Origin of the sequence: Stenotrophomonas sp. AG209, from assembly GCF_003550055.1 — a bacterium.
GTDB lineage: Bacteria > Pseudomonadota > Gammaproteobacteria > Xanthomonadales > Xanthomonadaceae > Stenotrophomonas.
Map to the genome: position 1 here is coordinate 33,486 of NZ_QXDB01000006.1, position 14,637 is coordinate 48,122.

Below are 14,637 nucleotides of genomic sequence, written 5' to 3' on the forward strand. Positions count from 1 at the left end.
GTGGAAGACCGTGACGTCGAGCAGCTTGCCATCCACCTGCAGCAGGCCCGCGCCTACGCGCGTTACCTGCCAGGGGGCGAGAACCACGGCAGCCTGGTCGAGGACCACGTCCTGTCACCGGACCAGGCGGTAGCAGCGGTAGTGGAAGAGCTGGACGCAGCCCTGGAGCTGCTGGGAGCTGAGGCATGAGCGCCGAGGTCGAGCTCGCGCCAGATGGCTTCGTGTGGTGTGGCAAGAAGGGAGACCTCACCCTGTACCTGACCCACATCGTGCGCGATGGCGACGACGACGCGGCCCTTTACATCCGGAACGAAAACCGCCGCGTCGAAGGTGTGAACCCTGTGACCGGGATGATCGCCTATGGCAGCCCGGCCTACCTCGTGCCGTTCCGCGACTTCTGGATCTTCCGGCCGGAGGACAGGGATCGGGGCCGGCACCACCACATCGGCGACATGGTCGCCCGCCTGCAGAACGCCTCGGTTGCCCTCTACGGCCTGGACGTCCCCGCCTACCGGCACCGCATTCACGACGCCATCCTCGAATTCTGCGACGACGTGAAGAACCTGCGGCCGCCGACGGAGCAGACCCGGGAGCAGTGGCTCGCCGAGATGGCCCGGATGGGGATCCAGATCAAGATCAACGGGCAGAAGGTGAACTGATGCAGACGATCGAGAACTTGCGGAGCGAGCCGGCCTACGACCCCGGCGCGGCCGACGTGGCCACCGCGGCGCCTCCAGATGTTGAAGGCCACCCGCTTGACAGCCTGGAGAACCGCCGCCTCCACGCGAAGCTGCTGGACTACTGGTACACCGCCCTTGATGCGTTCTACGACAACCGCATCGAGCAGATGCTGGACTACGACTTCTACGACCACATCCAGTGGTCGGAGGAAGACCGCGCTGTCCTGGCTGCCCGGCACCAGGCCCCGCTGACGTACAACAAGATCAAGATGGCCATCGACTGGGTCATCGGCACGGAGCGCCGCACCCGCATCGATGGCGTGGTGCACCCCCGCGCGGAGGACGATGTCGACATTGCTGCGGTGAAGTCGGAGCTGATGAAGTACCTCAGCGACACCAACCGCGTGCCGTGGGCGCGCAGCCAAGCCTTCAAGGACGCAGCGATCGCTGGGTGCGGCTGGACCGAGGAATCGATCCGGACCGATCGCGCCGACGAGCCGGTGATGGTGGGCCACATTCCCTGGCGGCAGATGCGGCGCGATCCAGTCAGTCGGGCATTGGACCTGAGCGACTGCCGCTTCCTGCTGCGGGAGAAGTTCGCCGACCTGGACTATTCCGAAGCGATGTTTCCTGATCGCATCGAACTGGTGAACCGGGCGGCCCAGGACCACTACGACGGCGACAACGGCGCCTTCGACGAAGAGCTGGACCTGCCCCAGGTCTTCCGCCGCTACGACAGCCGCGGCCACACCGTGACCGGACGGCGCATCACCGGCAGGGCCTCCCTGGATAGCCGGTGTCGGCTTCGGGTCCGTCTGATCGAGTGCTGGTTCAAACGCCCGGTCGCGCATAAGCGCCTGTGGGGTGGTGAGTTCCAGGGCGATCGCTTCGATCCGAACAACCCCGACCACCAAGCGGCGCTCGCAGCAATGAAGGGCCAGGCCTCGCCGGTCTACTCGCTGTCCGACGCCGTGGTCGAGGAAATGTGGTGCGCGATCTTCACCGAGGGCGGCCTGCTGCAGCTCAAACGCAGTCCGTTCCGACACGGTCGGTTCCCCTACACGCCGTACTGGTGCTATCGCCGCAACCGCGACGGGATGGAGTACGGCCTGGTCCGCGGCGTGCGCGACTCGCAGGAGGATCTGAACAAGCGCATGAGCAAGCTGCTTTGGGCGCTCAGCACCAATCAGCTGTTCTACGAGGAAGGCGCCATCGATGAGGACCGCGTCGAAGAAGCGAAGCGCGAGATCGCCAAGCCAAATGGCGCGATCCCGCTGAAGAATGGCGGCCTGAACAAGATCAAAGTCGAGCGCAACCTCGATGTGGCCGAGGCTCAGATCAAGCTGCTGGAGCTGGACGCGGCACACATCCATGACGGCTCCGGTGTGAACCGCGAACTCCTGGGCCGCGAGACCAACGCGGCCAGCGGCCGGGCGATCCTGGCCAAGCAGCAGGAAGGTGCCGTGAGCACGGCGGAGCTGTTCGACAACTACCGCCTGGGCATCCAGCTCAGCGGTGAAAAGCAGTTGTCGCTCACCGAGCAGTTCATGACCGAGGAACGCCAGTTCCGCATCGTTGGCGAGCGCAAGGGGTTGGACTGGCGCGTGATCAACCAGCTCCGCCTGGACACGCTCAACAACGTCTGGGTGGTCGACAACGACATCAGCCGCAACCAGGCCGATTTCATCGTCGACCAGCAGGACTTCCGCGAATCGATGCGCCAGGCCTTCGCCGAGCAGTTCTTCGACATGCTGGGCAAGCTGCCTCCGGAGATGTCCATCCAGCTGCTGGACCTGGCCTTCGACATGATCGACATGCCGGGCAAGGACGAGGTGGTGCAGCGCATCCGCAAGATCACCGGGCAGTCCGAGAACGACCAGGACCTCGACAGTCCCGAAGCGCTGGCCCGCCAGCAACAGGAAGCGCAAGACCGCGAGGTCGCCCTGCGCGAACGCATGGCCAAGGTCGGGCTGGACGAGGCCAGGCGCGAAGAGATCATGGCCAAGGCCAAGGCTTTGCAGATCAAGACCAAGGGCGACGCCCTCAACGTCGCCGAGCTGATCGAGATCCTGCTTCCCCTCGCTCCGGCGGCCGACCGCCTCCTGAGCACCCAACAGACCCCCGAGGAAACCTCTCATGCAGCAGCCTGACAACGCGGGCCAGCAGTCGCTGGCCGCGAACGAACTGGAAATGACCGAGGGCGAGCGTGCGGCGCTGGCCAGCGCTGACGGTGCCGCCGCCGGCGATGTCCCAGCTGCAACCGGCACCACCGAGGCACCGGCCGCCGCGAGCTCGACCGCCACGCCGGCCGCCGATGGCTCAGCTGCACCAGCAGCAGCTGCTCCAGCGGACGGTGCGGCGCAGCCCGATGCGGCTACCGCGGCTGCGGCTGCTGCCGCGGCAGCTGCTGCGGAAGGGGCGACCCCCGCTGCACCGGCAGCGTCCGAGCCGCCGCCGTCCGCCCCCTTCGTGCCGACGTATGCAGCCGACGAACGCGACTACGACAAGGAAATCGGCGACATCAACGGCAAGTTGCAGGCCCTGAAGGAAAAGTACAAGGCTGGCGACGTGGAGGATGAGGCCTACGAGGAGCAGTACGAGAGTCTGCGCGACGAGCGCAGCCGCATCGAGCGCGCTCAGGATATGGCCACCCTGCAGCAGCAGATGAGCCAGCAGAACGCGGACCAGTCCTGGGCGTACCTGCAGCGCCAGTTCCTCTCCCGGCCGGAGAATGCCGCGATCGCCGCAAGCCCGATGCGTTTCGCCGCGTGGGAGCAGGCGATGCAATCGGTGGTGAATGATGCCGCAGCTGCCGGCCGCCAGCTCACGGACTGGGACATCCTGGCCGGCGCGCGCGACCTGTTGGTGACCGAGGGCCTGCTGCAGGCATCCGCCGCCGCGACCGCGCCGCCCGTAGCGCAGGCCCCGGCGAAGCCGGATCGCAGCGCGCCGCTGGGAGACGTGCCGGCCACGCTGAGCACAGTGCCAGCGGCGGCGGATCCCACCTCCCGCTCGACCGCCGATGCGGCCGCTGGAATGGACAACATCGAGGACATCGAGTCATTCCTGGCAGGCAAGTCGGAGAGTGAACGCGATCGCATCCTGCGCGACGTGCCGGGCTCCTTCGTGGCGGACAACTGAGCCTCATGCCCAAGCTGCACACCACCCTGGAGCCCGGCGACGTGGTCCTGATCCCGTCGGGCTCAGGCGCATCGATCACCTTCACCGAGAAGAGCGGTAAGCGCTCGCGCGTGATCATCGAATCCAACACCCCGGTGACCATCACGCGAGCCGGTGAGCAGCAACCTACTGGCGGCACGCTGCAGCGCGTGGCGCGCCGCCCAACGCCCACAACGGGCTGAACATTCTCAAACACCTGCGCAGCAGTGCGGGTCAACGACAGAGGCGCAGAAGTGCCGTGATCTCCCTGGAGAAGCAACATGGCACAGACGATCGTGGGTCTGAACGACCCCAAGGCCCGGAAGCTGTGGTCTGCGGACCTCATGGTTTCGGTATCCAAACAGTCCTACTGGACGCGCAAGATGATGGGCAAGGGGTCGGAGACCTCGATGCCGGTCATGCTGCAGACCGACCTGGAACAGGAAGCGGGCGACACCATCAGCTACGACCTGTCCGTGCAGCTGTCCGGTGGCGTCATCGAAGGCGACCAGAAGGCCGAGGGCAAGGGCGAGAAGCTCGACTTCTTCACCGATAAGGTCTTCATCGACCAGGCCCGTAAGCCGGTCAGCTGCGGTGGCCGTATGAGCCGCAAGCGCACCGTCCACGACCTGCGCAAGGTCGGCCGCAATCGCCTGACGGAGTTCTGGGCGCGCTTCTACGACGAGCTCTTCTTCATGTACGGCTCGGGCGCTCGCGGCATCAACGAGGACTACAACGTCCCGCTGAACTACGCCGGCCGCGCAGGCAACGCGTTCGAGTCGCCGGACAGCTCGCACATCCTGTTCGGCGACGGCGCCAGCAAGGCATCGCTGACCGCGGCCGGCAAGATGAGCCGCGTCCTGATCGAGCGCGCCAATACCAAGGCGGCTTCGCAGGGTGGTGGTTCGACCCAGGTGGCGGAGATCCAGCCGATCACCATTGCCGGCGGCGAGCACTTCGTCACCGTCATGCACCCGTTCCAGGCGCATGACCTGAAGACCTCCACGGACCCGGGCAACTGGCTGGACATCCAGAAGGCGGCTGCGGCTGCCGAAGGTGCCAGCAACCCGATCTTCAAGGACAACCTGGGCATGATCGGCAACACGATCCTGCACAAGCACAAGTCCGTGGTGCGCTTCGGGGACTACGGCGCCGGTGGCAACGTTGCAGCGGCTCGCGCGCTGTACCTGGGCCGCCAGGCCCTGGTGTTGGCCTTCGGTTCGCCGGGCAACGGTCTGCGCTTCGACTGGTCCGAGGTTCCGCTCGACCATGGCAACGACATCGAGATCTGCGCCGGCGCAATCTTCGGCATCAAGAAGACGCGCTTCAACGGCAAGGACTTCGGCACGATTGCCCTGGACACCGCCGCGGCCGATCCGAACCCGCAGTAAGCCTCACACCAAGAGCCCCGGCACGCCGGGGCTCTTGCGTTCAGAACCTACATCCTTCGCAGGAGAAATCCATGTCCACGAAACTCGCAATTGGCCGCAACAGCGGCGCATCGTCGCCGGCCGCCGGCCTGCTGGTGGTCAACGACTACAGCTGGCCGGTTGAAGCCGGTGCGGATGGCGATCTGGTGTTGATCGGTGAGCTGCCGGCCAACCACAAGCTGCACAGCCAGGGCTCCGGCCTGTTCGCCAAGCTGGACGCCGGCGGCAAGCTGGCCGCGCAGAACGTGAGCGTCTTCATCCCCGACGCGATCGATGGCGCCTCGGCGGCCGGCAACACCGTTATCGCGCCGACCGCGGTGGTTGCCGATACCGCCGCATTTGTCCCGGTGAGCCTGCATCTGATTGCCGAGGCCCTGGGCTCCAAGCCGGTGAACCGCCCGGTGTACGTGAAGCTCAATACCGCCCCCGGTGCCCAGCAGGGCGAGCTGATCCTGCGCCTGGCTGCTTTCCCGGCCTGAGCCCCCAACCGTAGCGGGGCTGCGCACGCAGCCCCGCATACCAGGAGCATCCCATGCTGATTGCATGCAAGTTCAAGCGCCCGAAGGCGCCCGTTGAGCTGGACGGAACCGTGTACTTCTTCGTGCCGATCGATCCCGCCAATGCCGATGCGGAGCACGTCGCCGACGTCGAGAACTCCGACCATATCCAGCGGCTGCTGGGCATTCCGGAGGCTTACTACATCGCCCGGGCCCAGACCCTGCAGACCACCGCCAAGCCGGTCCCGCCGGTCGACCCGGCCGCAGGCCAGGAACCGCCAGCGCCGCCGGTTGTCAGCAACACCGGTACCGATGCCGGCGGCGCGGACGCGGGCGCCAGCACCACCACGAGCACCGACACCGGCACCAGTGAGCCGCCGGCAGGCGCGAACGTCGCAGCTACGCTGCCCCCGGAGATCGTCGAAGCCGCGGCGCAACTGAACGGACTGAGCTGGCAAAAGCTGAAGGCCGAGCTGGCCAAGGGCGGCATCGCCAAGGTCGTGATCAAGGCCGCCCTCGACCTGGAGCTGGCCAAGCCGGAGCCCGACCAGCGCGGAACCACCCTGAAGGTGCTGAGCCAGGCGCTCGAGGAGGCCTGACGTGGAGGCGCGCACCCTCAGCCAGTTGATCGAGGAATGCCGGGAAGAGCTCGACGACGACGTGGCTCCCTACCTGTGGAGTGACGCCGCGCTGACCCGCCACCTCAACGAAGCTGTGGAAGAGGCGTGCATTCGGGCGCGGCTGCTCGTGGAGAGCGGCCGCCCCGATATTTGCCACATCAACCTGGAGCCGGGCCGCGCTGACTACACGCTTCATCCAACCGTGTACGTGATTCGGCGCGCGGTGCTGGCCAGCAATCTGTCCGACCCGCTCTGCAGGACCACCAGCGGCGCCCTGGACGGATGGCACTGCCACTGGCGCACCGAGGCAGGGCGCCCGGAGTACCTGGTGCGCGATCGGCAGGCGCGCGAGGTATCGGTCAGCCCGGTACCGGCAGAGTCGGACGTGCTGCAGCTCACCCTCTGGCGTGTGCCAGAAGCCGCCGAGGCGATGGAAGACAGCGAGGATGAGCCGGTGATCGATGCCATCCACCACCGGAAGCTGGTGCACTGGGCCTGCTGGCGGGCATTGAACAAGCGCGATTCCGAGCAGCGCAGCACCGCCGACGCCGACCGTCACCTCGCACTGTTCGAGGGCTACTTCGGCGAGCGGCCCACCGCGCGGGCGCTGCAGCAGCTGTCGATCGACCCCACCACCGGCACCCAACCCATGTGGTTCTGACATGCCCGTTCGCGATGAAGATCTCCGCCCAGCAGGCCCTTGGCCCTGGGGCATCAACAACGTGGCCGGAGAAGGGGCGCTGCCGACCGATGAAAACGGGATCCCGCGTGCGCTGCGCGAGGCGGACAACGTCGACCTGGACGCCGCCGGCAGGCCGCAGCGCCGGCGGGGGCATCAGCGCTTCCGGCCTGGCGCCCTGACCCATTCGCTGTGGAGCCATGACCATCTGCAGTACGGACTCTTCGTCGATGGCGGTCAGCTTCATGCCCTGCACGAGGATGAGCGTGTGGAAGCGCTGGGCATCGACGTTGGCCTGGATCCGCTGAGCTATGCACTGATCGGCGATCGCGTCTTCTTCAGCAACAGCACCGCCAGCGGCATCCTCGACATCGACCTGCAGGTGCAACCCTGGTCGCCGGAACACCCTGCGGGCCAACCGCTGTTGGAACCAACCTCTGACAGCGCCCTTGCACCAGGTCAGTACCAGGTGGCGGCGACCTTCATCGATCGGCTGGGTCGGGAATCGGGCAGTACCCTGGCCGCGGCAATCGACGTTGCCGAGGGCGGCGGGTTCGAGCTCAGTGACATCCCGCTGCCGGTGGCGCCGGACACGGCCTCGGTCGCGGTGTACGTCTCCGGGCCGAATGACCAGGTGATGCGGCAGTACGTCATCCTGCCCGCCGGCACCCGCTCGGCACCGGTGCTGGCGCCTGGCGAGGGGAGGGCGCTTACGACGCAGTTCCTGCGGCCGCTGCCACCGGGCCACATCGTCCGTGGTGCGCACGGCCGGCAGTTCGTAGCCTGTGGCCAGGAGGTGCTGTGGTCGGAGGCACTGCGATACGGGATGTTCCGGCCTGCGACCAACCGCATGCGCTTCAACGCACCGATCGACCTGATGGAACCCATTGGCGACGGGCTGCAGGACGGCGCCGGCCTCTACGTCGCCGCCGGCGCGCGGACCTATTGGTACGCCGGCGCGGACCCCAAGGACTTCAGCCAGGAAGTCGCGCGCGGTAGCGGCGCGGTGCCGGGCTCGGCCATGGTCGTCAACGGTGACGTGATTGGACTGCAGTCCGCGGTACCGGTGCTGATCTGGCTCGCCCGCGATGGCTACTTCTGCATCGGGCTGCCGGGCGGCCAGGTGCAGGTGCTGAAGAAGGGTGAGGCGGTCGTTGATGACGCCGACCATGCCGCACTGCTACTGCGCCAGCAGGACGGACTGAGCCAGCTCGTTGCCGCGCTGCGGGCACCCAAGGGCCAGGCGCTGGCCGTCACCGACCGGGCCGTCGCCCACGTCATCCACCGAGACCCATGACCTATGGCTGTGTTGGCCAAGCCAGACGACGTGAAGCGTCGCCTGGAGATCTGCCGTGCGTGTCCGAACGTCGAACGGCTCGGACGTCGCCTATTCCTGCGCTGCAGCCTCTGCAGCTGTCCCCTGGCAAGCAAGACCCGATTCCAAGGGGCTTCCTGCCCCGCGGGCAAATGGTAACCACCGAAGGAGCAAACCGATGAAAATCATGAAGGCCCTGCAGAATCTGGGCACGGTGGGGCGCGACGCCATTCGCGCAATCCGCCGGCACAAATACGAGCTGTCCGAGGCGGGCATCTACATTCCCGCGGCGCGCGCGACCATCGGCGGCACTTTCCGGCATGCCCACGCCGCTGCAGGCGATGAGTTCGGACCATGGCAGGTCGACCCGAATCGACTGGTCAACGAAGGTCTGAACTACATCCTCAATTCCGCACTCGGCGGCGCCAGCCAGCAGACAGCGTTCTACCTGGCACCGTTCGCCGGTAACGTGACGCCGGCGGCGGACTGGAAGGGATCCACGTTCAAGGACGTGGCCACCGAGTTCACGGGGTACACCAATGCCAGCCGTCTGCCCTGGACCACCACACCCTCGACGGCTGAGGCGATCGGCAATAGCGCCGCCCTTGCCGCGGCGACGCTGGTCTACTCGGCAGGCGGGCCCTACAACCTCTACGGCATCGGCCTGCTGACGGGGTCCGCCAAGGGCGCCACGGCGAACATCCTGATCGCAGCTACCCGCTTCGCAACGCCGCGCACCAACCAGCTCGCCGGGGACAAGCTGGCACTGGAATACGTGCTGTCGGCCAAGGACGAGGGCGACGTCACCTGATGAGCGGGCCGCGGTACAGCGGGTGGACGCCGATCGTGGTCGTTGGCGATCGAGAGGTCGCGGCTCAGCACGTCCCGGAAGCAAGGAAGCTGCTGGGCTTCGTGCTCGAAGAGGCCAAACGGAATGGCCTCGGAATCGCGAATCTGCGCCGGGAACTGCAAGACGGCACGGTGCTGCTGGCCGAGAAGATCGGCGAGCTGCCACGGGTCACGATCATAGCCCCGGGGCCACCACCGGTAGAGGAACCGCCGGAGCCCCGCGGCGGCTTCATCGTCTGGCCACGATGGGACGTGCCCACGGGCGATCCGGCGCAGCGCGGCACGCAGGTGGATCCGACAGGCAACGATCCGACCGGGTGGCTGGAGTTCGCCGGCAGCCGGGTGGTGACCCGCTACTGGCGCAGATGGGATGTGGTCGATCAGATCCAGGGCGCCCGCTACGAAAGCTACGACCGGCTGGACCTGTATCCCGATGGGCTGTACTTCTTCGGGAATATCGACTGGAAGGACGGCGAGGATCTGGCGCTGTCGTTTTATGGCTTCTGCTCAAGGTACGTGCACGACGTTGCCTTGCTCGACATCGGCGCGCGCTGGGTGCTGCAGCAGGGCCAGGCGCTGTTCGACCGGATCTCGTACGCCCAGGAACTGCAGCAGGATCCGCCCGAATACCTGTCGTGGCGCGTCAACTCCGCCTGCGTGCGCAAGACGTCAGCCGGCGTCCAAGAACTGCTGGTGGCATTCACGAACTACACCCAGGGGCAGCCCACCACCGCGCAGTCGGCCTTCGTGGCCTTCAGGCTGCATCGCAATGAGGGGACGCCGCAGAAGGGCGACTGGGTCGTAGAGCCCGGCAGCCACCGCCTGCTGGGCATGACGCCCGGGCAGATCAATCCCGAGGGCAGCACTTCGGGGAACACGTTCACCGATTCGGCCATGCCGTGGTTCTTCAACGGTGATGGCACCCGGGCGATCCGCACCGTCAACAGTGAGCAGACGGTGGTCGCTGCGTTGATCAACACCATGACCCAAGAGGTGGAAATCTCCGACAGCGGCATCACCCATAACGCAGTCCAGGCCGCCTACCTGCAGGGCAACTACGCCGGAAGCGGTGGGAACTTCGCATTGGTGGCGCCCACGCGCGGCCTGGTCGTGTCCGACTTCGCCGGCATGGAGCGGAAAGATGCCTATCTGGCGCTGCGCCGGAGCGAGGGGCGGTTTGCTGTGGAGGCCAACAACTACCAGGGAATGGTGCGCGTGTCGGTGGTGCTGGAGTTCGACGGCGGCGAGATCACCTTGATCGATCGGGACTTCGCGGTCGGCAATGACCGCCAGGACTATCACCTGTTGGCGTACATGGACGTGCGCCACAACCTGTTCTCGGGATGGCGGATCCAGGGTTTCAACGGTGCCCACACGATCCAGCCATTCGCCTACATGGCAGGCCGAATGGTGTATGGCGAACCCGAGCCTGTGGCATGGGATCCGAGCTCGGGCACCGGAGCACCATTTCCGGGCCTGGACACGCGTGCGCCTGGCGCCGTCACCGACGGTCTCGTGTTCGGCAGCTACTGGGTTGGCGCCAGCGGATCTGGCTGGGGGCCACGCACACCGAACCAGACCGGCGTGATCTGGAACAAGCACCCCCGCGAGGGCCTGATTGCGTTCAGCGGTTCCTCGCTGCTGGTGCCGCTGATGATGGACCGACAGGGCGTGAGGGACTTCCTCGGCTTCGATTGGGCCGGGGGCTGGAACTACAACAAGGGGCGCTACTGCGTCTCGATACCTGGCGCCTACACCGGTGCACTGAACTACCTGACGGGTCATGACCTGGGGGCGTTGCTCGGCGTTACCGCCGAGGACAGGCGCTTCTACCCGCTGACCGTCCTACCCAAGCCCATCTAGGAGCCTTCATGGCCGTGAACACTTCCACGGGGTTCGAGGCGTCGATCCTTGGCCCGTCGGCATTCGAGGGGATCTTCCGCGCCGGTTGCATCGAGATCCGCACCGGGCCCCAGCCGGAAACTGCAGATATGCCGGCCACCGGTGCGTTGCTGGCGAGAATCACCGTTGACGGCGGCGTCTGGCAGCCAGGCGTTTCCGCCAATGGCCTGAGCTTCGTGCGCAACGGCCGCTACGTCTACAAGGACGCCGCCCAGCGGTGGGTACTTCGCGGGCTCGCCGCGGGAACCGCGGGCTGGTTCCGCCTGGTCGGCAACGCGCCCGACGCCGGTGCGGTCTCCTTCGAATCTCCCCGCATCGATGGCGCGATCGGTCTAGACGACGACAGCCCGGGCGACTTCCAGATGCGCCTGCCCACCCTGGCAATGGCCACCGACACCAGCATCGAGATCGGTGAATGGTGGTTTGCGATCCCCCCACTCTGACGAAGGAACAGCACCATGACGATCTCCATCCCGCTCGCGCAGGCCCTGCTTGGGCAGGTCAAGAATGCCCTCGACGGCGGCTTCCTTTACGTGTTCGCTGGGCCGGTACCGGCCTCGGCCGACGCTGCCCTGGATATGGTGGGCAGTCACACGCAGCTGGCGAAACTCTCGGTCAGCGGCGGCGGCCTGACCTTCTCCGCTCCCGTCGGCAATGTCCTGCCCAAGGCACCGAGCGAAGAGTGGGAAGGCCTGATCCAGTTTGAGGGTGCCAATGCCGGCGCCACGAGCCTTTCCCCCTCGTTCTACCGCTTCTGCGCTGCAGCCGACGATGGCCGTGGGTCCACCACCGGCGTTCGCCTGCAGGGCACTGCGGGCGGGCCTGCCTCCAATGCGGCTGTGCTGTTCAGCAGCGACGTGATGACGGCCAACGGCAGCAACAGCACCGGCGTGAGCATCTTCAACGTGGTTGTCGACCAGGCCAGCTGACATGTTGTCCAAGCCGCCAGTCTCCAGGTACGTCCCGCCCCAACCCGCGAAACCCGCGGTGCCGTACCGGGCTTCCTATACCGTCTGCGGCGCCTCGCCGGCCCAGGGCTACTGGCGGCAGGAGTGCAGCGAAGGCCGGATGCCGGCTCCGAGCAATGGCGCTGTGCAGTTGCCGAAGGGCGCCACCATCCTTGCCTATGAAGAGCAGAACGGCGTCACCTACGTGCGGTACATGCTGTGCAGGAGCCTGTTCGTTCAGACCTCGCCGCCTGGACCAGTCACTTGCACCACTTACCCCGAGCAGAAGGCTGAGCCTCCAGTACCGGCCGTTCCGCCGCGCCGGGAATCCCTCTCGGTGTTCGAGTGGAACGCCGGTGCCGACAGTGTCGACGAGCTCAACGGCGACGTAACGATGCGACTGACGATGAGCCGCGCCGTGGGCGTGGTGGTCGGGTTCGCCATCCTGGGCGAGGCGGAGCTGTTCGACCCAGCCCGGATTCGACACGGCCTGTACTTCCATCAAAGCGAGGGCGGCCGCCTGCAGGCTTGTGTGCTGGAGCGCGGCCGCCGCGTATCGCCGATCCGGTTCTATGCACCCCAAGACCTCTGGGAGGCAAGGCGCATCGGCGGCAGCGTCCACTACCTGCACAACGGACAGCGCTTCTACACGTCGCAGCAAGCCAGCCACGGGCTCGTGGTCGTGGGTTGTGCGATCTACGCGACCGGAGATTTCATCGAATGACCATCGAGTTCCTGCCGCTGCAGCATGCGGAGATCGAGGGGCGTGGCCAGGTCACGTTGTCACTGAGGGCCGTGGGGGTTGGCTCAGGGCTCGGCGCGGCCGGCAGTGCCGTGCTGCGCCTGGGCTCGTCTGGACAGGGGCAGATCTACTTCGGCGGCGGGGTAGACCCGGTGGTACCCGCCAACGGCGCCGCCGCATTGAACCTGGTCACATCCGGGCAGGGCTACGGCCGCGACATCGGCGGCGGTGCCGCGGGGATCAGCGTGCGCGCTGCGGGCTTCCAGACTGCCCCCGGCCGTGGAGCAGGCGGCGCGCGCCTGGCGCTGTATGGCAGCGGTCGACAGGTCACCACGCCGCTTGCCTATGCAGGCCTGTCTGCCCGACCGCGCATGATCTCTGCGTTCGGCGGGCGCTGGTTTGCGTCGCCGCGTTCATCGCTGGCTATCGGCGAGACCCGAAGCAGCCTGCCAACGCACGTGCTGAACGAAGTGCTCTCCATCGACGAGACCCGGCGCAGCGCGCTGCTGGCCAGCTGCAGGACGGCAGACACGCTGAGCCTGGAAGATGCAGCGGCGGTGGTGTTCATGCTGCTGGTCGAAGAGGGGATTGCCTTCAGCCCGGACATTCGCGCTGACGCGATCAGGCTGGAGCGCGTCATCGACCGCCTGCTGATGCTGGGAGTGGCCACGTCCTACGCCGATGCGTTGAACGCCCTGGTCGGTGGCCTGTGGTTCGGCGCCCTCACCGAGGCACTACGCACGGAGACGGTCACCGATGGACTGCTGGGCTCGGACCTGGTGGCCAGCCTGCAGCGCGCGGCAGAGCGCGTGGTGGACGGCATGCTGGCTGATGCCGCGGCATTCGAAGCCGGTACCGGCGTTGTGATGGTGGATGAGCAGCTGCTCGTCGGCGCCGCCGGCGGCGCGACGGCCGAGCTGGCCCAGCTGCTGAAGGACGGGCTGGGATTCGTGACCCGCCTGGCGCTGGACACCGGCGAATACGTCGCATGGGTCATGAACACCGAAAGCCGCGCGCTGAGCCGTTACACCCAGTATCCATTCAACAGCTTCGCCAAGATCGGCGGTCGCTACTACGCGGCGGCTGCAGACGGCCTGCATCGGCTTGACGGCGATGACGACGACGGCACCCCGATTGCTGCGCGGCTGCGGCTGGGCCTTTCCGCACTCGGCACGCGCCGCCTGAAGCGGCTGCCCGAGGCGTTCGTCGGCTACACCGCCACGGGCGCACTGCTGCTGCATGTGATCACGGTCAACGAGCAGAGCGGCCAGAAGGAATCGGCCATCTACCGGATCCTGGAGCGACCTGCATCGAGCGAGCGAGAAACCCGCTGGAAGCTGGGGAAGGGGATCAAGGCCGTCGACTTCGACTTCGTGATCGAGAACGTGGACGGCGCCGACTTCGAGCTCGCAGCCATCGACTTCAGGCCGATCTATCTTGATCGCCGGACCAGGGGATGACCATGGCAGGACCTTGCTTCTGGCGCGAGCCATTCAACCTTGTTCAGGACTGTGGCGAAGATCAGCAGCCCAGTGACTGGATGCTCACCTTCAACAACGGAATGGTCGAAGCCGAAGAGGCATCCGAGCTCCCCGGATTCGTCGTAGGCACTGACTTCCTGCTGAAGATCGAGGGGGACGTGGACGGGCGCACCCTCGAGATGCGCTATCGCATCGACAGCGACCGCTATGCCGCCTACTACATGGGTGAACAGACCAGCTACAACGGCCCGGACGGAACTCCTGCCGTGGCTACCCAAGGTGCGAATCGTTGGGACGTTTCGATCTACGTCCTGTGGAGCTGACCGGAGAAGCATG

Annotated in this window: 17 protein-coding genes; all 17 read left to right on the forward strand. The window is 66.4% G+C overall.

All coding sequences use genetic code 11. The features are described 5' to 3' along the window. Positions 1-189, forward strand: coding sequence for a hypothetical protein (locus tag DFO63_RS20965; protein WP_119007799.1), 189 nt, complete (start codon positions 1-3; stop codon positions 187-189). Beyond that, positions 186-659 carry a hypothetical protein gene (locus DFO63_RS20970; RefSeq protein WP_119007800.1) on the forward strand — a complete coding sequence of 158 codons (474 nt, stop codon included), beginning with the start codon at positions 186-188 and terminating at the stop codon, positions 657-659. The genes DFO63_RS20965 and DFO63_RS20970 overlap by 4 nt, the downstream gene beginning before the upstream one ends. Beyond that, positions 659-2,830, forward strand: a complete 2,172-nt coding sequence (locus tag DFO63_RS20975; RefSeq protein ID WP_119007801.1) for a hypothetical protein — start codon at positions 659-661, stop codon at positions 2,828-2,830. Before DFO63_RS20970 ends, DFO63_RS20975 begins: the two co-directional genes overlap by 1 nt. After that, positions 2,817-3,821 (forward strand): hypothetical protein, encoded by a 1,005-nt coding sequence (locus DFO63_RS20980; RefSeq protein ID WP_119007802.1) that lies wholly within the window; start codon positions 2,817-2,819, stop codon positions 3,819-3,821. The genes DFO63_RS20975 and DFO63_RS20980 overlap by 14 nt, the downstream gene beginning before the upstream one ends. 5 nt (positions 3,822-3,826) lie before the next feature. Further along, positions 3,827-4,042 (forward strand): hypothetical protein, encoded by a 216-nt coding sequence (locus DFO63_RS20985; protein ID WP_065195895.1) that lies wholly within the window; start codon positions 3,827-3,829, stop codon positions 4,040-4,042. Between the two features lie 78 nt (positions 4,043-4,120). Continuing rightward, positions 4,121-5,230: a N4-gp56 family major capsid protein gene (locus DFO63_RS20990; RefSeq protein WP_065195896.1), complete on the forward strand. Its 1,110-nt coding sequence runs from the start codon at positions 4,121-4,123 to the stop codon at positions 5,228-5,230. A gap of 71 nt (positions 5,231-5,301) precedes the next feature. After that, positions 5,302-5,748 carry a hypothetical protein gene (locus tag DFO63_RS20995; protein ID WP_100441508.1) on the forward strand — a complete coding sequence of 149 codons (447 nt, stop codon included), beginning with the start codon at positions 5,302-5,304 and terminating at the stop codon, positions 5,746-5,748. A 53-nt stretch (positions 5,749-5,801) separates the two neighbouring features. After that, positions 5,802-6,365, forward strand: coding sequence for a hypothetical protein (locus DFO63_RS21000; protein WP_119007803.1), 564 nt, complete (start codon positions 5,802-5,804; stop codon positions 6,363-6,365). A gap of 1 nt (position 6,366) precedes the next feature. Then, on the forward strand, positions 6,367-7,047 hold the full coding sequence (locus DFO63_RS21005) for a DUF6682 family protein (RefSeq protein ID WP_119007804.1): 681 nt from the start codon (positions 6,367-6,369) through the stop codon (positions 7,045-7,047). 61 nt (positions 7,048-7,108) lie between these two features. Further along, positions 7,109-8,362, forward strand: a complete 1,254-nt coding sequence (locus DFO63_RS21010; protein ID WP_259337460.1) for a hypothetical protein — start codon at positions 7,109-7,111, stop codon at positions 8,360-8,362. 196 nt (positions 8,363-8,558) lie between these two features. Continuing rightward, complete coding sequence (locus DFO63_RS21015) at positions 8,559-9,191, forward strand: hypothetical protein (protein ID WP_119007806.1); 633 nt, start codon at positions 8,559-8,561, stop codon at positions 9,189-9,191. Between the two features lie 35 nt (positions 9,192-9,226). After that, positions 9,227-11,092 carry a hypothetical protein gene (locus DFO63_RS21020; RefSeq protein ID WP_259337461.1) on the forward strand — a complete coding sequence of 622 codons (1,866 nt, stop codon included), beginning with the start codon at positions 9,227-9,229 and terminating at the stop codon, positions 11,090-11,092. An 8-nt stretch (positions 11,093-11,100) separates the two neighbouring features. Continuing rightward, on the forward strand, positions 11,101-11,574 hold the full coding sequence (locus tag DFO63_RS21025; RefSeq protein WP_088475838.1) for a hypothetical protein: 474 nt from the start codon (positions 11,101-11,103) through the stop codon (positions 11,572-11,574). A gap of 15 nt (positions 11,575-11,589) precedes the next feature. After that, positions 11,590-12,060, forward strand: coding sequence for a hypothetical protein (locus DFO63_RS21030; RefSeq protein ID WP_088475837.1), 471 nt, complete (start codon positions 11,590-11,592; stop codon positions 12,058-12,060). A 1-nt stretch (position 12,061) separates the two neighbouring features. Further along, on the forward strand, positions 12,062-12,802 hold the full coding sequence (locus DFO63_RS21035; protein ID WP_119007808.1) for a hypothetical protein: 741 nt from the start codon (positions 12,062-12,064) through the stop codon (positions 12,800-12,802). Further along, entirely contained in the window at positions 12,799-14,280 is a 1,482-nt protein-coding gene (locus DFO63_RS21040; protein ID WP_119007809.1) for a hypothetical protein, read from the forward strand. Before DFO63_RS21035 ends, DFO63_RS21040 begins: the two co-directional genes overlap by 4 nt. Then, positions 14,277-14,624 carry a hypothetical protein gene (locus DFO63_RS21045; protein ID WP_147416511.1) on the forward strand — a complete coding sequence of 116 codons (348 nt, stop codon included), beginning with the start codon at positions 14,277-14,279 and terminating at the stop codon, positions 14,622-14,624. The genes DFO63_RS21040 and DFO63_RS21045 overlap by 4 nt, the downstream gene beginning before the upstream one ends. The last annotated feature ends 13 nt before the right edge of the window (positions 14,625-14,637 follow it).